Source organism: candidate division KSB1 bacterium, from assembly GCA_034506255.1.
Classification (GTDB): domain Bacteria; phylum Zhuqueibacterota; class Zhuqueibacteria; order Zhuqueibacterales; family Zhuqueibacteraceae; genus Coneutiohabitans; species Coneutiohabitans thermophilus.
Genome location: JAPDPX010000002.1, coordinates 410154 through 429924, shown reverse-complemented (window position 1 = coordinate 429924; position 19771 = coordinate 410154). Strand labels below are relative to the sequence as shown.

The window sequence follows — 19771 nt, the reverse complement described above, 5'->3', positions numbered from 1 at the left end:
TCGGGCTTTGTTGTTTATAGAACACCTACCTGTTGAGGCGGCACATGACCATATCACGTGTCTTTATAAGGGCATTCAAATCCATCTTCGAACTCGCATTTCCTCTCGATCCCAAAATCACCGCGCTAGTCGGTGCCAACGAAAGCGGCAAAACCAACATCCTGAAGGCGCTGCACGCTTTCAGCCCGGGGGCGCAATTTGACAATACCCTCACCTGCCAGTATTCCGACTACTATTATCAGGGCAAATGCCCGGAGGTGGCGCTGGAGTTTTCGCAAATCTCCAAGGAAAACCGCCGCAATCTGTTGCGCTTCAGCGAGGCGTTCAAGGACAGCGAAACGCTGCTGGTGAAAAAAGACGGCCCGACGCTCGACGACTACCACGTCTTTGTGGGCGAGTCGGAAATCAATCTGCGTGAGAAGGACATGTTTCTCGCCACCCTGCCCAAGCTGCTTTATTTCGATGAAATCCAGTTGCTCAAAAACCGCGCCACGCTGGAAGACCTGCTGGAGGGCGGCGATCATTACCGCACCGAGCGCAACCTGCTGCGCATCGGCGGCATCAACAACCCCGAGCTCATCTTCGAGGATTCCACCCGCGGCCGCCGTGCCAGCGAGGAAGCCAGCCGCCTGATCACCCAGCAGGTCCGCCGCGCCTGGTCGCAGGAACCCACCATCGAGATCAAACTCAACGTCAACGGCAACATTCTTTACATCGACATTTCCGACGGCACCACCGTGTTTGATACACCGGAATCGCGCAGCCTGGGCTTTCGCTGGTATCTCTCCTTCTACATCAACTTCATCGCCCAGACCGTGGACGCGCGTGCCAATGAGTTCATCTTTTTGGTGGATGAAGCCGGCATTCACCTCCACCCCGCCGGCCAAAAGGACCTGATCAGGGTCATGGAAGACCTGGCGATCAAAAATCAAATCGTCTACACCACCCATTCCCCGTTCATGATCAACCGCGAGAACCCCCAGCGTGTGCGGCTGGTGGTGAAGGACAAGGACGGCACCAGCGTCGACAGCGAGGCCTACCGCGAAAACTGGAAACCGCTGCGCAATTCCATCGGGCTGATGATCAGTGATCTCTTCTTCTTCAGCGACCGCGGGGTGGGCGAGGATTCCCTGGCGAAGAAATCCGGATTTTTCCGTCGCGGTTTGAAACCAACGCTGGTCAAGTAATCCGACACCGCTTTCTCTTCCTGATTGGTCTTGCTCGCATGTCTGCTTCCCTCTGTGAGGTTCCCGGCCTGCGCGTGGGCCATGCGCATGACACGGCCGCACGCACCGGCTGCACCGTCATCCTGCCGCCGCCTCCCGCCATTGCGGGAGTCGATGTGCGCGGCTCCGCGCCGGGGTCGCGCGAGATCGAGGCACTCAAACCGGTGCGCCTGGTGCAGGAAGTCCATGGCATTCTTTTCACCGGCGGCAGCGCGTTTGGTTTGAATGCCGCGGCCGGCGTCCAGCGCTACCTGGAGGAACAAAATGTCGGTTTCGATGTCGGCGTGGCCAGGGTGCCGATCGTGCCGGCGGCGGTGATCTTCGATTTGCACGTTGGCGATCCCCGGGTCCGGCCGACTGCCGAGATGGCGTATCAAGCCTGCTGCGAAGCTTCGACGACGGAGTCACGTCAGGGCGCGGTGGGGGCGGGCTGTGGCGCCACCGTCGGAAAAGTGCTCGGGGTGCCGCACAGCATGGCCGGCGGACTGGGCATGGCCTCCTGGCGTCACGGCCAACTGGTGATCGGCGTGCTGGCTGTGGTCAATGCTTACGGCGACATCGTCGATCCCCAAACCGGCATGCTCGTGGCTGGTGCGCGCCAGCCCGACGGCAGCTTCCTGGACACCCAGGCCTATCTGCAGGCGCATCCCTTCGCGCCGGCGCATGCCTGGAGCAACACCACACTGGTGCTGGTCGCCACCAACGCACAATTCAACCGCGTGGAAATTACCAAGGTCGCGCAGATGGCGCAAGACGGCCTGGCGCGCGCCATTCGTCCGGCGCACACCCCGTTTGACGGCGACATGGTCTTCGCCATTTCGTGCGGTACAGAGCGGGCCAGTCTGCTGGCGGTTGGCGCGCTGGCCGCTGATCTTGTTGCTGCAGCGATTGTGTCTGCAGTGCGGGTTTCCAATTCCTAACCGGTAAAAGCGCCACATGCCTCGTCTCTCGACCGATCTGCAAAAACAAAATGCCGCGCTGGCCGCGGTGCAATACGTCGAAAACAGGATGATCGTCGGTCTGGGCACCGGCAGCACCACCGCCCTCGCCCTGCACGCGCTGCGTGACAAAATCAAAAAGGGCTTGCGCATCACCGGCGTGCCCAGCTCCACCGCGACCGCACAACTCGCCAAACGGCTGGGCATCCCGCTGCGCAACGATGCCGCCGGCTTTCAAAAAATCGATCTCACCATCGATGGCGCCGATGAAGTCGATCCGGATTGCAATCTCATCAAAGGCGGGGGCGGTGCGCTCACGCGTGAAAAGATCATTGCCACGCGCAGCGACCGGGTCATCATCATCGTGAATGAAAAAAAACTGGTGCCCAGGCTGGGCCGGTTTCGCCTGCCGGTGGAAGTGCTGCCCTTCGGCTGGCAATCGACCGCCGCGATTTTGCGCAGCACGGGCTGCAAAACCTTGCTGCGCGGCAGCCCGGCAAAACCGTTTCGCACGGACAACGGCAATTTCATCATTGACTGCGCTTTTGGCGAAATCGCCGAGCCGGAGAAGCTGCTGCCGCTTCTCAAGAGCATTGTCGGCGTGGTCGAGGTGGGGTTGTTCGTCGGCATCGCGGATTTGGTAATCGTGGGCAAACGCGATGGCAGCGTTGAAGAAAGATGGGCGGCTTAGCGGCGGTCTTTTCCCTCTGGCAAAGAATAAAATGCACCGGCCGGCACGGCCATGGTGGTTGATCGCCGCTGCCTTGCTGCTGCTCGCCGCCGGCCTGCAGGCAGACCAGCAGCCGCGGCGCACACTGGCACGCGGCCCGGTGACAGTCACCTTCCCGGCTGATCACAGCGAAACCGAGGCAGCCGCAGTTTTGGATTTGGCCGTCGCCGCCTGGCAAGCCATCGGTGAAAAATACCCGCTTCCCACTCCGGCGCATGTTCGAATCGATCTCGCCGCCACGACTTATGCCTTCTGCCGGCAAACGCGTTCACCCTGGTGGCTGGCTTCGCAATATCGCGACGGCATCATCCACCTGCAACCGGTGCGCGTGCTGCGTGAGCGCGGCATTCTCACCACCACCCTCCGGCACGAGATCATGCACGCGCTGCTCGACGCTGCCACGGCCGGAAACTGCCCGCGCTGGTTGAGCGAAGCCCTGGCAGTATTTCACTCCGGCGAGATCGAGCATCTCAAGCCCGGCCGGCGCGCTGCGCCGGTGACGGAATTTTCCCAATTCGAAACGCGCCTCGCCGCCGCGCAAAATCAGGAAGAGCTGGCCGCCCTCTATTTCACCCTCTATCGCCTCGCCCGTTTTCTCGAAGAGCAATACGGACCCGCCAAGCTCAATTCCCTGCTTCGTCAATTTCAGGAGGGCAAAACCTGGCCCGAGGCCTGCCTGGCGGCGTGGGACCTGCCCGACGCCGAGGTCGAGCGGCAATGGCGCCGGTCCATTCACGCTGAATAGTCCGTTCGTCTGTTGCCTTATTGCGCTTTTCGTTTGCATGAAGAGCCCCTGTCTCCTTATGGTGGTTTTCAATTAGGTGAGCGGGTTCGTAGCCTCCGCTCCTGGTGGGCGGTTATCAAAGCCAATAAATCCGCGATTGCCACAGTGTCCCACGAGGGGACAAGACTACGATTCCTACGCACGCATTTGGAAAACGCCATATGTCATGCGGCAAGCCTCTTTCCGGGCGCTGGAATGATCGCCTAATCTCAGGGAGACGCTGCAGATTTCGATGCAACGGCCAAGCCCTTGCAGCAACACTTTCTTAAAAGCTCGTGATTGCAAACAGGCAATCGTTTTTCCTTTTTCTGCATTTTTCTGCGACGCCGGTACTAAAGTGGCATTCTGGCGGGGGTTACACACCGATTCTTGACCCGCCTCACGCGTATCCAACCGCGTCTTCATCACAATCCGTCAATCAACCACGCACCCGCCGGCACCGCCGGTCGCCATTTTGCAGAATTCTGCGGAGGCGTTTCATGCATTGCGAAACCAACCACGAAAACAATATCCTCATCGTTTGCATCCCCAGCCGCGAGACTCATTTTGCGCTCGCCAACGAGTTGCGCCACCAGTTGTTTCATTTCATCGCAGCCGGGGAGCGCCGCCTGCTGATCGATCTATCGCGGTGTGAATACCTCGACAGCACTCTGCTCGGCGTGTTGGTGGGCGCCGCCCGCAAACTGCACGCGGTCAACGGCGCACTCAAGCTCACCGGCGTGCACCGCAACGTCCGGCGATTGCTGCAACTGACCAATCTCAATCGCATGTTCGAAGCGCACGACAGCAAGCACGAAGCGCTGGCGGCCTTCGACGGCTGCGAAGAGATTTCGAGGAACTGAGGGAGCAGCAGAGGAGTGCGGCCATTCTGTGTCCGCCTACTTCGCGAGCATCAACTTGCGCGTCTGCACCGCGGCGGGGGTTTCCAACCGGCAGAAATACACGCCGGAACCAACCGGCCGGCTATGACTGTCCCGCCCATGCCAACGAATGATATCACGGCCCGCTTGCTGTTCGCCCTTGAATAGCGTCATCACCAACCGGCCGGTGATGTCGTAAATCGCGACCCGCACGGAGCCGGCTGCCGGCAGAGTGTAGTAAATCTCCGTCTCCGGATTGAAGGGATTGGGGAAGTTTTGCTCCAACACCAAACTCGCCGGCACCTGCCCTGCGCACGTCGCCAGCGGTTTCGATGACGCGCCCGTCGTGCTGTTGCTGAGATCATAAACATGCCCCTGGCTCGCCACCACCTCTGCATCGCTTTTTGATGACTCGGGTAAACTCTCAAAATTACTCTTGAATCCTTGCGCAAACCGCCGGTGCTTACGCCCGGCAACACGCCGGCCTGATTGAAGGCCTGGTCGGAGGACAATGCCAGGGTCTGCGACGTTTTGGTCAGCGCTGCGTCGCCAATGGTTTCGACTTTAAACGTGAGTGCCAGCGGTGCTTTGCCGTCGGACAAGCTTGTCGCCTTCTCGCCGGCAATGGCATAAACCACGAGCAGACTTTCCGCGTCCGCCGGCAGGATAAAATCCGCCGAGGCCAGCGCTGCCCAAGCCTCGCTGGCGGTCAATTTCGCCGTATCCGCGGGCGCGGCCGCAAAGTCGACTGCCGAAAAGCTGCCGTCCGCATGCTGCACCAGAAAATTTTCCACGCGCAGATTCAGCCACGCGCCGGAAACCGGCTCGACCAGACCCACCGCCCGTTGCACCATGTTCCCGGCCAGCATGTTTACCTTGGAAAAAGTGGCAGAACTGAGCTTGACTTCAAATGGCGCGGCACGGCCCGACATGAAAACGTATTTGGCTTGTGTGCCGCCGAGCGAGAAAGAGGGATGTTTGCCCTTCGGCGCAGTGAGCGGAACCTCCCAATAACTGAGTCTGGCCACTCCTTCTTCCGCCATTTGATATGCCATGCGAACGGCCCCTCCAAAAGGGTTGGGATAAGCGGGAAACAGTTGAAACATCCTGGGCAAGAACTTCTGATCCGCAGGATCCTTCACATTTGTTATTTCTCCCAATCGCCCTCTCGCATTGACCTGCTGCGCCCATATGCCTCGCAAAGGAAGAATCTCAAACCAGACCACAATAGCGCCATCGTTGCCGTCGGAGACCATGCCATTCCAATCGGTGTATGCTTCGCGCGTGGTATAGATAACAGCCGGCCACAACTCTTGTCCGGTGGAGTCCATCGCGTGTACGGACTTTCCTCCACCGTAACTATAAGTAGTACCATAAAGGATGCCTCTTTTTTGGGTCAAAGTCATACACGGTTGCAGGCTCCATGCCATGCCATCAAAACTACCCACTGCCTTGTTGAATCGAACTATTCCGTGACCGTCGAGACTGACCAACCTGGTGGTGTTACGAGAGTGATAGGCGAAAAACGCGCCGCCGGTAGCGTCAGGCAATTTCCCAATCCCAAGAGGAATAGAAAGTTGGCCAGCGGAATCAACAATCAACGGCTTCTCGCCCCATAATTTCTCTCCGTTGCGATCAATCTTCTGACAACGAATGGTATCCAAACGGTTGAATTGGTTGAAATCCTGCCAGAAGAAAATACATTCGCCCCTCAGGTCGGAAAAAAGGTAAAAGACAGTCAAGCCGGTGTCGATGAATTTGTCGACTGTGACGTGCCCGTTTTTGTCAATGCGGCGGAATCTGTGGGGTAACGAGGACGTACCAGGAAGATAATAGATGTTCAGGCCGCTCTCGCCATCAGAATAGACGATGAAATCCTTTTGAATGAAACTCCTCGTTGCCGGATTTAGTGCAATGCTACTTTCCCAAGCTATTTGGCCATCGCGCCTAACGTAGTTCACATAGACATTCAATCCCTCCGGCCCGTGAGCGTCACCACAGACCACATAGACGCCGGCACTGTCGTTCGGGACAAGAGCATAAATGTCTTGTCTCCCTTCCAAAGTGTCAACTGGGTAGTCATAGACTGTTATGCCCTCCGGACCGAAGAGTTGTCTGCCTTGCGAATCAAAGCGCTGTATTCGGACAAAGCTCGAATAAATCGGCTCCGGCGGCTCGCCACCATATCCAACAATCGTGAGCGCATTGAAGCCTAGATAGGCTCCGCCAGCGCCGTCGGACACAACTAGTGTTCCTGCTTGTTCATCCCCGGCAGTGGTCACTCGTATGCCGCGCAGGCTGGGATCCCACACGATATTGCCGTACCGGTCCACGCGTTGCGCATAGAGCACGGGGTTTACCGTAAAACTCTCGCCGACAATAATCACACCGCCGTCACCATCAGAAACGATGCAGGGGGCGATACAATTGCGCAGCACCTGCAGGTTCTCAGCCGGGTCAGTGGACCACTGCGCAACGACTCATTGCTGATCAGCGCCAATCCCGATCAAGATGAGCGCCAACAGCATTCTGGCAAGGCGGAAACTTTTCATGGCAGCACTCCTCTCCTGGCGATCCCAAAAACAAAAAGCCCGGGCGTACCCATTTTGATCTGGGTACACCCGGGCCTGGCGATTTTCTGCGGAGTATGGCAGGTCACAACCGGCCGGCCTTGGCCGTGCAACTTGTCCCTTCCCATTTTCCTGCCAGCAGGCTCAGCCCGCTGCTCCGGCCTGGTCCAAGCTCCTGCCGGCGGCGTGCAGGAACATTATCTAGCCGGCAGGAGAGTGTCAAGCGATATTTTTGCCGGAGTGCAGGGCAGCCCTCATTGGAGGAACAAACGCTGCCTCCTGTCTTGTCATCTGCATAGCTTTCTCTGCTGTGAGATGGTACTCCCTTTGCCAGGAGGCGCACGCGCCGAGGGCGCTCGCCTGTGTTGCACAGAATACTTGCTGCACGACAGGCTTGACTGGGTCGGATGTCACTGAGCCCTTCCCAAAAGAGCAAGCCGGCAATGCCGGCCTTCTCGCGCGCAGCTCTGTGAAATGAGGGGCAGCGTTGCGCCGTTTGGGAAAACGTGCTTCTGCAACACCCCTCCTACTTGACATAGATCATCCTGTTCCTCATCACCGCGCTGCCGTTCTGCAAAACGAAGTAATAAGCGCCGCTGGGCAATCCCAAGTCACGGGGGTGAAAGCTCTCGACGTACTGGCCGATGCCGTAGGGTTTGCGATCGATGACGGTCGCGACTTCCCGGCCGAGCAGATCATAGATCTTCAAGCTGAGAATCGCCGGCCGGTGCAATTTGAAGGAGAGACAGGTGGCCTCGGCGAAGGGATTGGGAAAATTCTGCGCTGGGGTCTGCGCCTGCGACAGCGGCGCGGGCGGCTCCCGGACAGCCGTAATCTTGTCGAGGTCGATGATTGCCGTCAGCAAACTCAATTCGACATTGTTGAGCCGTGTCCAAATCGGACGCACGACGTTGTTGTGCGCCGCGATATTGGTGTAATCGCCAAAAAAGATCTCCGGCCGCGGGATGAAAGGCGATTCGCTGACTTTAAAATTGATGAAGCTGGCACCGCCATCGCGTGACATCGCCATGAAAACGTCGGTGCGGTTGTCGCTGTAATTCCGGCGATCATAGAAGACGAAATAGAGCGTGCCATTGACCTGATCGATCGTCATCCAGGTGAAAAATTGATGCCGGCCGGGGCTGTCGTCATTTACCCGGATCGGCGCGCTCCACGTCGCCCCGCCATCCTGAGATTTCGCCAGCCAAATATCCGTGTCATTTTCGCCGTTGCGCTGATCCGACCAGTTGACGTAAATCGTGCCGCGCCGCGGGCCGTCGCTCAAATCACAAACCGTCACCGGGAAACCGTTGCAGCGATAGATGCCGGGCACGGAAAAATTCCAGCCGCCGGGCATGGCGTCGATGAAAATATCGTCCGCCAGCCAGGTTTTCCCGCCGTCGGTGGATTTGTCGAACCGGAGGCCGGCCGGGCCGGCCCACGCGACATAGATCTCGCCCTGCGGCCCGATTGCCGGCACCGCGCCCTCCACGGTATCATCGCTGTCAATAGCATCACCCGCAACTTGGTTGATCCGCACCGGCTCCGACCAGGTTTCGCCGCCATCCGTTGACTTGGCGAAGCGAATGATCGAGCTGTCCTGCGGAGCGGCACTGCCGTAGCGATCGAACTGCGTCCAGGTGACATAGAGGTGATTGTTGCGATCCACGACCGCCCATTCTTTGTCCTGCGCTTTGGCGCTGCCGGCCATCGGCACCAGCCCCATAAACGTTCCACTCGACCATGAGCGGCCGCCATCTGTGGATTTTTGGCACACGATACGATCGATCCAATTGCCGTTGGGCGGATTCGAGAGGTGAAAATAGTAGAAATTGCCCTGGTCATCCGCCACCACCACCGGATCACCCCACACGCCGTAAGTCGAAGTCGCACGGCCGGAAGTCCATGTCAATCCCGCATCGTTTGAATAGTAGAAGTTGTCCAAATTGGCGGCAGCCACCATGCGGTCGGTGTTATTGGGATCGATGGCAATACACGGTTCATTGGGATAATTCAAGTTGCCCACCAGCACGTTTTGATGTTGCGCCGGCAGCGGAGCAGCAACCAACAGCATGCAGAACGCGGACATCCGAAGCATCAGCTTTCTCATTTCCGCACCTCCTTGCGAATCAAGCAAGTTTCTGCGCCAGGCGCAGGTTTTCACGATGGGCGGTTCGATAAAAGGGGTCCAAGTCGGCAGGGGGGGCGGCGGTTGCGCCCTCGCGCAAACCGCGCAGGTAAGCGAGGTTTTGCCGCAGCAATTCGCGGCCGCCAATTTCACCATGCGCCGGAATCACATGTTGCACGCGCCCGTCCTCCGCCCAGCGTTGCAAGGCTGTCATCCACAGGTCGAGCGGGCTGCCGGCATTGAGCAGGGGAAACGGCGTTTCCACCGCATCGCCCGCCAGCAACACCCCCCACTCGGGCAGCAATCCGACAATGCTGTCGCGCGTATGGCCGGGGAGATGATGCAACCACAAGCTGACACCGCCAAGATCGAGCGCCTGCGCGCTCGCGAAAACGTGCGTGGGTGGCACCAGCACAACTTCATCCCATTTGCCCGGCTCGGCGTTTTTTTTCTGTTGCAGCTCAGCCGGCACGTCGCCGGCAAAGCGCGCGCGGCAAGCTTCATGCGCCCAAATCATCCTGCCGGAAAAAGGCAGGCCGGCGGTTCCCCACACGTGATCCCAATCGGCGTGACTGTAAATCAGCAGGAAATCGCGGCGCGCCAGCAATTGCGCCACCGGCTGCAGGTCGCGCGGATGCGAGAGCGTGTCCCACACTGCTGCGCGCTGGTTGCCGAGGATCACCGCCCCGCGCACGGCGAATTCCTCCAGTTGCAGCTCGGTGAGCCACAAGCCGGGACGAAATTCGCACAACCGCGTCATATGCCTGCCAGAATTTCGGATCATCCGAATTTTGCGTACATTTTGCGGCAACAAGATGAAAAGAATCGCAAAATCAGTTCCGTGCCTTCTCTACTGAGAGCCACTTGCCCTAACTTGATAGCGAACGACCCAACCCCGCCAGGAGTGAAATGTTTATAGTAATTGTCAAAACCTCCAACTTCAAATTCCTTTGGGAGTGACATGTAACGGCGTTTGCCTTCAATTCAAGATGAGATCAAGGAGGAGGCACGATACACATGTCACCCCGCTGGGGTTTCGTTTAGGCGAACGGCACTTGGCTATAAACCTCTCACTCCTATCGGAGTTCATCAGATGCAAAGAACAGTCATGTGGCCATGTACGCTTGAGTCGGATGATCTAGAATTTCCTGCAACTGCGGCAGGGAGATATTGCCGCCGCTCATTACCAGGACCAGCGGCCGTGGGGCGAGTGTCGCTTTGATTTTGAGCGCGGCGGCGAGAGGCGCAGCGGCTGCCGCTTCCGGCAGATTGCGGGTATGCTCGATCAGCAGGCGAACCGCCTGCCGCATTTCCCCCTCACTCACCAGCACGAAGTCGTCGAGATGCTCGAGCATAATCGCAAGCGGCAGATCGAATGGCGCGGCGGTGGCCAGTCCTTCCGCAAAAGTTTCGATCTTCGCCTCCACCCTTTTGCGGGATTTCCAGGAGAGATAAACCGCCGGTGCGTTCTCCGCCTGCACGCCGATGACGCGAATCTGCGGGTTGATCGTCTTTGCCACGATGCAGCAGCCGGCAGCACCGCTGCCGCCACCCACCGGCACGATGATGGTTCCCACCTCCGGCAGACTTGCGATAATCTCCAGCGTTAGGGTGGCGACGCCGGCGATCAACCACGGCTCATCGCCGGAGCTGATGAAGCGGTTGCCGCGGGCGTGGGCATGCGCCTCCGCAAAGTGCCGCGCTTCCTCGAAATTGCGCCCGTGAAACACGAGCCGGGCGCCCAGGCTGCGAATGGCCTCGACCTTCACCGGGTTGGCCGCTGCGGGAACGACAATGGTGACGGGGACTCCGTACAGCCGGCCGGCATAGGCAATGGCCTGGCCGTGATTGCCGGTGCTGGCGGTGACCACGCCGCGCCGTTTTTCATCCTCTGCGAGCCGGCTCATGAAATAGATGCCGCCGCGAATCTTGAAGGCGCCCACCGGCTGATGATTCTCATGCTTGACATAGGTGGAGGTGCCGAGCAGGTGATGCAAACCGGGATAGGGATAAAGCGGCGTGGGCGCGAGATAAGGCGCAATCACCTGCCGGGCGGCGAACACATCAAGCAGCGTGATCTTTTGCAAAGCACTCTCCCGTTTGAATGAGAATTCACCGCAGTGTCATGCCAGCAACCCGCCAACCGCGGGAGTTTTCCCGCGAAAACGCGAATCCCACAAAACAATTCATGACAATTTCGTGGATGACATTTTGCGCCGGAGTTCATTCGACTCATTCGACCATCCGGGGACCATTGTGGATCTTCGCAATACCGGGAAACAGCGGTCGCACACCATGCAAGCTCATATCGCCGCAACCGCCGCGGCATGCAGCGAAAGCGCTTCGTGACACCCGGAAAGTTTCCGGCAGGAGCGCGTGCACTCAATTTTGCAAAATGCAACGAGATTCAGGATCGATGCAGCCGGGCAATTTCCGCGACGATTTCCGCCTCCTTTGGCTTGGTGAAACGGCGACACAGCCACATCGCGAGAGCACTCGCGGGCAGGGCCAGCAAAATGGCGGAGAGCGGCGGCATGCCGGGCGTGAATTGTGCCACCAGGTAGATCACGCTGCCGGTGAGCAGTGACGCCACCCCGCCGGCGATCGTTGCCTTTTTCCACCACAGGCCCGCGATCACCGGCACGAACAAACCGGCGCTCAGCAGCCCGATGGCCGCGGAATAAAACGCGGTGAGCAAAGCCGGAGGGGAATAGGCAAAGTACATCGCCAGCAAACCGATGATCCACGCCACCGCTACTGAGATCCAGTTGACGGCCTTCAGACTATAGCGCTGCGCCAGGAACCCGCCCAACAGATCATGCGTCACTGCCGAACTGCAGGCGAGCAGCAGGGCATCGGTGGTGGACATCACCGCCGCCATCACGGCCGCCACCGCCAGGCCGCGAATCAACGGTGGAAATTCCTGCTTCATCACTTCGAGAAAAATCGTGTCGGCATCCGCCAGCGCCGGGAAATGCATCTTGCCCGCCGGCACGATCGCCAGCACGGCTGCGAGAATCATGGCGCTGTAGGCGACCATCGCCAGGTTGAGCGAAAGGCGGGCTCCCTGCGCGTCTTTGGCGGTGAACACCCGCATGACAATGTGGGGAATCACCGGAATTGCCGCGGCCCACAGCACGAATGCGCCGAGGTAGCCGGTGAGCGGCTGCTGCGCGACGGCACCGAGCATGGGCGCAGCGGCGGTGGCCTGCTGCATGATGGCCACCGGCGAGCCGACGCGGACCACCATCATGCCGGCAGTAAGCAGGACCACGGCGAGCATGAGCAGGCCCTGCATCACATCCGTCCAGGTGACGGCCAGCATGCCGCCGATGGAAACATACAGGATGAAAACCAGCGCCATGCCGGTGACCGCCTGGTTGTAGGAGATGCCGAGCAGCACGTTGGCGGTGATGCCGGCGGCTTTCATTTGCGCGACGATGTAGGCCGTGAAGCTGATGACGATCACCAGCGGCACCAGGCAGCGCATCAGCGGATGGGGGTAGCGAAAGACGAGAAAATCGGTGATGGTGAATTTGCCGAAATATCGCAGCGGTTTGGCCACGAGCAGCGAGGCGAGCGGAAAGCCGAGCACGGCGCCGGCAAACATGGCGAGCGCATAGGGAATGCCGTTCTGGTAGGCCAGGCCCATCACGCCGATGATCGAGCCGCCGCTGGCGAGGGTGGCCATGATCGCCAGCGCATTTGCCCACGTGCCGATGCGGCGGCCCGCCACCCAATAATCGTCACGGGAGGCCAGCACCTTGCGCGAGGCCAGCACGCCAATGACGATGCAGGCCAGCATATAAACAGCGACAATGCCGCGTTCAAGCGTCATGCAAACCCTCCCTTCCCTGCGTGTCAAAACCGGTCCTTTCAAGTCATTCTGTCGGCCTTCGCCCGGCACAGAGTCCCGTTTGCAATTTGTGCGAATCATGCCGGCACCGGCGAAGCGGCCTGCAGCATGATACACACAGGCCGGGATGATCGCGCGACCGGGCACGGCATTCCCGACGGCCGCACATCCGCTTTCCCCGGCGCCCGCGCATCTCGCCACCGGGCGGGGCCTGTTCGCCGCATTCACCCTTTGCGGCGCTCGCGCCAGATGAGCAGGAGTGCGATCAGCGGCGACAGCAGCATCAAGCCCGCCATCAGCCACCCGAACACTGCCATACCCGCCACGTGCAGGTTGCGCGACCACGGCAGAAACGCCAGCGCGGCAAAAACGATCACGATGACAAGATACCAGCGGTCAGACGCCGGCATGGGGAAAAAATTGGACATGAGGATTGCCTCTCGAGAGCGATTTCCCAATTGTCTGGCAAAGTGAGATGCAAAAAACAGCAAAATTTTTTGCCCATGGATTTCCATTTGCGCGGAAGAAAATCGTCGCACCGGTGATTTGGTTGCACCGCGGCGGGTGTTGCATGTTGGGAAAAGCAGCACCCGCTTGCAGCCGTTTTTGCCTTCCGCGAGTGACCCGGCCCGCCCGCGTGCGTTGCAACAGGCGCCGCACCCCTGCCGCCTCCCTACTCCCTCACCCGCTTGAAATAAATCGGATCATAAAAAACCGTCTTGAGTTTTTCAACCCGCCCGGTTTCGTCGAGATAAAAAGTCACGAAGGCTTTTTTGGGCATGTCGTAGATCGGATTTTGCCAGGTGAGGCGGAAGGTGTCATAATGCCAGTGCTCCATCTCGCCGGTGTGACGGGGATTGTAGTAGAACACCAGTTTGCCATTGACCAATTTCACCTGGGCCGCGCCCGAGAATTCATCGAAATAGGTGCCGGCATAGGCTTGCAGGGGCAGCGAGGGCCGCGTGCCGGCAACGCGCTGCGCTTGCAATTCCGCCTCGGCTTTGGCCTCCTGCGCGCGCTGCTCATCGCGCCGGCGCAGAAGCTCCGCACTCCAGTCGCGCTCGGGTGCGCCCAGCACGGCATCGAGGATGCGGTAGGTGAGCGCATCGTTCAGTTCATGCGGCGCAAAATTGCTGAGAAGGACGACGCCGAAGTTTTTGTCCGGCAGCCAGGTTTGCAGCGAGAACATGCCGGAGAGTCCGCCGCCGTGACTCATGACTTTCTGGCCGCGATAGTCATACATCGCCCAGCCCAGGCCATACCCGAAAAAATGTACCCCCAGGTTTTTCTCCACCCACGGGGTGATGGGGACGGGCATGTGCATCTGATGCAGCATGCGGACGGTGGCCTCGCTCAACAGCCGGCGGCCGCGGTACACCCCTTTGCCGAGATTCAGCCGCAGCCACTGCGCCATGTCGAGCACGTTCGAGTTGAGCGAGCCGGCCGGGCCGGTGGCATCGACGCTGTCATAGGGGATCGCGGCAATCCTGCCGGCCACCATTTCATGCGGAGTCGCCACGTTGTCGCGGCCGGCAAGAAAGCGGATGCTGGTGACGGTTTCGCGCATGCCGAGCGGCGCAAGCAGCCGCGCCTGGATGAAGTCGTCCCAGCTCGTGTCGGTGACCGCCGGGATGATCTGGCCCGCCACCAGGTACATCAGATTTTGATATTGAAATTTGGTGCGCAACGGCGCACTGGGCGGAAGAAAGCGCAGCCGCCGCATGATTTCCTCGCGGCTGAGGCGTGCGCCGATCCACAAATGATCCCCGCCAAAAACCGGCAGGCCGCTGCGGTGGGTGAGCAGATCGACGAGGTTCAACTCACGCGTGACATAGGGATCATACATCTGAAAGCCGGGCAGGTGTTGCACGACGCGATCGTCCCAGGTGAGCTTGCCGGCGTCCACCAGCAGGCCGAGCAGCGCCGCGGTGAAAGCTTTGGTGTTCGAAGCCACCGCGAACAGGGTGTGGGCATCGACCCGGCCGGGTTTGCCCAACTCACGTGCGCCATAGCCTTTCGCAAAGATGATGGAATCATTCTGCACCAGGGCCACCGCCAGCCCCGGTACTTCCCATTGCACACGCGCCTGTTCGATGTAGGCGTCCAGGCGCTTGAGCGACAGGGTCTGGCCGGGCGCGGCGCTGCTCGCGAACAGAACGGTCGTCACCAAGTTGCGGACGAGACGCCAAGAGCCGGCAGGAAAATTTCGCTTGCGTGGCATGGGGTTCTCCGGTTGTACAATCGCATCGGGCGTTAAACTTCCAACGTCATTGTTCTGATTCGGGCTGCGGAATTTCATCCTGACTCTGTCATCTCACAAGGATCTTGTGAATTCCTGACTTGGTCAGCGAGAACTTCACAAGCTTACCACAAAAATGCCGTAGCGCAGGCTTCCAGCCTGCCTGCAGACAAGATGTCTGCGCTACATTTTCATCGTGATGGGTGTCCCGCGAGCGGCATGGACATTCCTCTGAATGACAATCACGATGGTGTTGACCGCACGCCCTGGCATTTGTCGTGCAGTACCGGCCGCTGCTCACGTCATCCCGCCAGGACTCTTCCCATCATTGGGCACCGGCCTGCCGGGCGGAAGGAGGCCGGCAGCATGACAGAGCGGATCACGACTCTTCAGGCAAAAGAAACGCGCTAGCGTGTCCGTCCGAAAATGTCCCAACCTCGGCTGAACCGAAATTTCCAAAGCGGCAAGCCCCCAGAAACTCCGAGATCTTTCTTTGCGTTCCTGGCGTCTTCGCGGTGCAGTAAGAGTTTAGTCATCTGAAGAACCGCCCGGGCGATGCGTCTCTGCAACTGGCTGACCATTATCGCGGTGCAGAAAAGCCTCACGGGCGTGATCATTTCTCCGACACAATCCTAGATCTCCGCTTTCAGGCAAATGCGCATGGTCGTGCCGGCGCCGGGCTGGCTCTCTGCCACGAAGATTTTGCCGCCCACTTTTTCGAGGCGCTGCCGGACATGAAACAGCCCGAAGCCGCCGTGGCCTCCGCCTTTGGTGGTGAAACCCGGTTTGAAGATCTGCTCCCAGAGATCCGGCGGAATACCGGCCCCGTTGTCGCACACGTCGAGATGAACTTCATCATAGGCATGGCGCAGCTCGAGGGTGATTTGCGGCGTCCGGCCGTCGAGGTGGCGCAGGCTGTTGCTCACCAGTTCATCGAGCACGTAGGCGAGATCGGCGGCGGCGATGCGGGCACGGGGCAATGCCGGCACCGGTCGCAACACCAGGCCGCTGTTTTCGCGCTGTTGCAGCAAATCCGCAATCACGGCGGGAACATCAGTATAGTATTCCGCACTCAGGCGCTGCTTCAGTTCCGCGATGCCCGTGCGAATTTGCTCCTGGCTGCGGCGCAGCTCCGCCAGCAGAGCCGGTTGCAGCATTTCGCCAATCTGCAGGCTGCGCTGCAGGCCGGAGAGCCGGCGGCGAAACTGCTGCCAGTTCTTTTCCAGCACATGGGCGCGTTCGAGCGCGAAACTGTTGGCATACAGATAAGTCAGAATCGCCTCGATCTCCTGCTTGAGGAGGGAGCGGATGTTGCGTTCGATCTGCAGCAGTTTTTCGCATGCGGCCGGGGGCAGCCGGCTTTCCTGCTGCAGGTTTTCGAGATAAAAAGCCAGGCGGTTCAGCAGTTGATGAATGATGCTGCCGTGATCGAAGGCATGCAGCCGCACCTGCAGCATCTCCAGCGAGGCCGGCCGTGCGCGCTGCATGCGCTGGAAGCGGAGGACCAGCATGGCCGCCAGCGTCAGGGCGGTTCCGATTACCAGCGGCCGCAGGACGAACACGAGCTGACTGCGGGCCAGCCACAAGATCAAGCTGCTCCAAAAACTCAGCACGAATATCCACACCAGGCACGGCACCTCATGCGCCGCCACGCCCCAATATTTCCTGCCGAATTTCACCAACAGGAAAAGTATCAGCGCGCCCAGCAACAGAACCAGGTAACGCTCGCGGCTGCGGAAACCCAGGAACAAATCCGCCAGCGTGCGCTTGGCTTTGATGACGCTCGCACCCATGCCGCTCAGCTCCGTCACCAGGTGATGCCCGCCGCCGCGCAAGCCGTGCAGCTCACGCACCAGCCCGGAGGGGAAATAGACCCGCGCGACATAGGTCGTGGTGAAATCCACCCCAAAGTGCGCCGTTTTGGCGGGGCTGCTGCCGTAACCGCTGCAGGACTCGATCAGGCGCTGCCCCACCAGACGGCCGGCCTCGCCGGCGGGGTTGGTTTCAAACAACAGGACACGCGCGCCAATCGCGGAGCGGTTGCTGAGAATGCCCTCCACGGCGATGGTGAGGGCGGCACGACCACGCGGCGGCGGATTGCGAAAGACCATGGCCTCCATGTCATAATTGGCCACGATCAAATCCGGCGTCTGATCACGGTTGAGATCGAGGGTGACGAGCCCGCTGCTGTAACCGCCGAGGCGTTTGCTGGCATCCATGAGGTTGAGGGGGCGGTTCCAATCGAAATTCTTGAAGAACTCGCGGTAGGTGCCGTCGCCATTGTTGCGGTAGTAACGGTCGCGGCCGATGTTGGTGACCAGCAGGTCGAGATGGCCGTCGAGATCGGCGTCGAAGAAAGCGGCGCCCATGCTTTGTTCCTGATCGGCCAGGCCGGCGCGGACGGTGACGTCGGTGAAGAACCCGCTGCCATCGTTTTGCAGCAGGGCATTGCAGCTCAGGCGATTGCAGACGAAGAGGTCGATGTCACCGTCATTGTCGTAATCGGCGAGGGCGGCGCCCTGTGATTCCTTGATCTCCTGGCGGCAGGCATCGCCGCTGCGGGCGCTGATGTCCTGGAAGCGCGGCTGTCCCTTTTCGTCCGGGCCGAGATTGCGGTAGAGCAGATTGGGACCGTTGACACACGTGAGGTACAAATCCTGCCGGCCGTCGCCATCGAAATCGGCGGCGTAGGCGCCGATGCCGCCGCCGCGAGTGGTGAGGCCGGCCGCCGCGGTCACTTCCATGAAACGGCCGTGGCCGTCGTTGAGGAAAAAGGCATTGCTGGCGTACTGGCAGGCGATGAACAAGTCGAGATCGCCGTCATTGTCGGCGTCGAAGAGCTGGGGCAGCATCGGGCGTCTAAGAATGGAGCCCCACTGCTTCAGGCCGGAGTGAGCGGTGGCATCGTAATAGAAATCACGTGTGCTTTTGAAGTAGACAAAGGGATGGCCGTACATGCTGGTGACCAGGAGATCGTCGCGGCCATCGCCATTGAGGTCTCCGGTGGCAATTGCTTGATCGTAGTTGGCGCGTACCGGCTGGGGGTGCCGGGAGTGATAATCGGTCGAGCCGGCGATATTGAGCGCGGGCGCATGATCGAAAAAGCGTTCCTTCTGACGCACGGGGGCAACGGCGGGAAAGATCAAGTCAGCGGCGAGAGCAATGTTGGGCGCGTGGGTGACCACAAAATAAATCCACCGCGGCCGGCCGGCCGCTTCCTGCAACACGCCCACGCCGTATGCCCGTGTGACCGGCAGCTCCAGGGGAGGCAAAACGGTGGTGTTCTGTGCGGGCGCGTGAAAAAGGGCCGACTGGCCTTGTGTCGGCATCAGCAACAGCCCCCCGCTGCCAACGATCCATGAAAACGTTCGACTCCACAACCGCACCTCAGTGACTGGCAGCGGGCTTTTGACCAATGCCACCGGCGTGTTCCTGTGCAGAGCATAAATCGTCCTGCCATCGAAGCTGATGCCATAGCCGGTGCCGTCAGACAGGAACTGCAGGTTGGACAGCGGCAGGGTGTGCAGCGACAAAGTGTCGGCGGAAAAAGAGAGAGGGGTCTCCTGCCCAATCAAGAGCTCGCGGGGCGAGGCAAAGGCGAAGGCCTGGCAGTTCGGGGGCAGGCCGGTCAACACCACCTCCCAGCGGTGGCGCCCCCGTCGCAACAGCGCCCCCTGCTCGGGCGCCCGGCAGAAGGCGAACAGCCTGCCGTCAGGGGCGGGGATGAGGTTGGCGACATGGAGGAAGGTTTCGGTCTTTTCGCGTTGCCAGGTGCCGCGCCAATAGTGCCAAATTTCGCCGTAGTCACACGTCAGCCAACCTTCTTCCGCAGAGGAGAAATAGAGGACACGGCTGTTGTAAATGTTGCGGTCGAAAACGGGTGACCAGCTTTTGCCGTCCCAATGATAAATCAGTTCTTTGTAAATTTCCGGCACTTCGACCGTGGCCCAGATGTCGTCGGGGGCGAGGGCGAAATAAAGCTTCAACCGCCTTCCCTGCCCCGGTGTGGGGAGTGCCCGCCAGCGCTGTGGCCGCAAGGCGTCATATTCATAAAGCTGACCGGAGCTGCTCATCAGATAACCCAGGCCTTCACGCAGAAGCTGGCTTTTTTCGAGGTCTTCGCTGCTGGGCGGCTCCACCTGTGACCAGGAGATGCCATGCACTGAATCATGGAAGGCGAGTTGGGGAAAGCAGGAGACAGACGGACCAAGCAAGAGCGTGCAAAACAACCAGGAGCGGAACCGGAACGTCATCATGGGTGCTTGCCTTCTTCGTGGTTGACCGCGGGGGCGCTGTTTCAGCTACCGGGAAAATAGCGAAATTTGGCAGGTTGTCAAGAGGTGAAAGGCGCGGAGGAGTAACCGCTTCCGCCCCGGTGGCACAGCAGGCGAGGGCGGCGTTGAGAGCAGTCATCCAGAACCTCCCACGAAAATGAAGTCA

13 protein-coding genes are annotated in these 19771 nt (G+C 59.7%); 5 read left to right on the top strand and 8 right to left on the bottom strand.

All coding sequences use genetic code 11. The annotated features are described in order from the left end of the window. Positions 1 to 44 precede the first annotated feature (44 nt). From ONB52_05335 to ONB52_05315, 5 genes are all read left to right on the top strand, one after another. Complete coding sequence (locus ONB52_05335) at positions 45 to 1187, top strand: AAA family ATPase (protein ID MDZ7415571.1); 1143 nt, start codon at positions 45 to 47, stop codon at positions 1185 to 1187. A gap of 38 nt (positions 1188 to 1225) precedes the next feature. Next, complete coding sequence (locus ONB52_05330; GenBank protein MDZ7415570.1) at positions 1226 to 2146, top strand: P1 family peptidase; 921 nt, start codon at positions 1226 to 1228, stop codon at positions 2144 to 2146. 16 nt (positions 2147 to 2162) lie between these two features. Next, the gene (gene rpiA, locus ONB52_05325) at positions 2163 to 2855 is read left to right on the top strand and encodes a ribose-5-phosphate isomerase RpiA (protein ID MDZ7415569.1); all 693 of its coding nucleotides are present in this window, start codon (positions 2163 to 2165) and stop codon (positions 2853 to 2855) included. 31 nt (positions 2856 to 2886) lie between these two features. Next, positions 2887 to 3639: a hypothetical protein gene (locus ONB52_05320; GenBank protein ID MDZ7415568.1), complete on the top strand. Its 753-nt coding sequence runs from the start codon at positions 2887 to 2889 to the stop codon at positions 3637 to 3639. Between the two features lie 518 nt (positions 3640 to 4157). Further along, positions 4158 to 4520 (top strand): STAS domain-containing protein, encoded by a 363-nt coding sequence (locus tag ONB52_05315; protein ID MDZ7415567.1) that lies wholly within the window; start codon positions 4158 to 4160, stop codon positions 4518 to 4520. Between the two features lie 191 nt (positions 4521 to 4711). On the opposite strand, the gene ONB52_05310 is transcribed toward ONB52_05315, so the two are convergent. From ONB52_05310 to ONB52_05275, 8 genes are all read right to left on the bottom strand, one after another. Then, a complete protein-coding gene (locus ONB52_05310) occupies positions 4712 to 6976 on the bottom strand; it encodes a hypothetical protein (protein ID MDZ7415566.1) in 2265 nt (754 codons plus the stop codon). Positions 6977 to 7634: 658 nt separating this feature from the next. Then, positions 7635 to 9218, bottom strand: a complete 1584-nt coding sequence (locus ONB52_05305) for a glycosyl hydrolase (protein MDZ7415565.1) — start codon at positions 9216 to 9218, stop codon at positions 7635 to 7637. A 19-nt stretch (positions 9219 to 9237) separates the two neighbouring features. Further along, positions 9238 to 9996, bottom strand: a complete 759-nt coding sequence (locus tag ONB52_05300) for an MBL fold metallo-hydrolase (GenBank protein ID MDZ7415564.1) — start codon at positions 9994 to 9996, stop codon at positions 9238 to 9240. A 346-nt stretch (positions 9997 to 10342) separates the two neighbouring features. After that, a complete protein-coding gene (locus ONB52_05295; protein ID MDZ7415563.1) occupies positions 10343 to 11323 on the bottom strand; it encodes a threonine/serine dehydratase in 981 nt (326 codons plus the stop codon). A gap of 320 nt (positions 11324 to 11643) precedes the next feature. Beyond that, entirely contained in the window at positions 11644 to 13074 is a 1431-nt protein-coding gene (locus ONB52_05290) for a sodium:solute symporter family protein (GenBank protein ID MDZ7415562.1), read from the bottom strand. 242 nt (positions 13075 to 13316) lie between these two features. Continuing rightward, on the bottom strand, positions 13317 to 13520 hold the full coding sequence (locus ONB52_05285) for a hypothetical protein (GenBank protein MDZ7415561.1): 204 nt from the start codon (positions 13518 to 13520) through the stop codon (positions 13317 to 13319). 245 nt (positions 13521 to 13765) lie between these two features. Continuing rightward, positions 13766 to 15313 (bottom strand): serine hydrolase, encoded by a 1548-nt coding sequence (locus ONB52_05280; protein MDZ7415560.1) that lies wholly within the window; start codon positions 15311 to 15313, stop codon positions 13766 to 13768. 650 nt (positions 15314 to 15963) lie between these two features. Beyond that, positions 15964 to 19587, bottom strand: coding sequence for an FG-GAP-like repeat-containing protein (locus tag ONB52_05275; protein ID MDZ7415559.1), 3624 nt, complete (start codon positions 19585 to 19587; stop codon positions 15964 to 15966). Positions 19588 to 19771 lie beyond the last annotated feature (184 nt).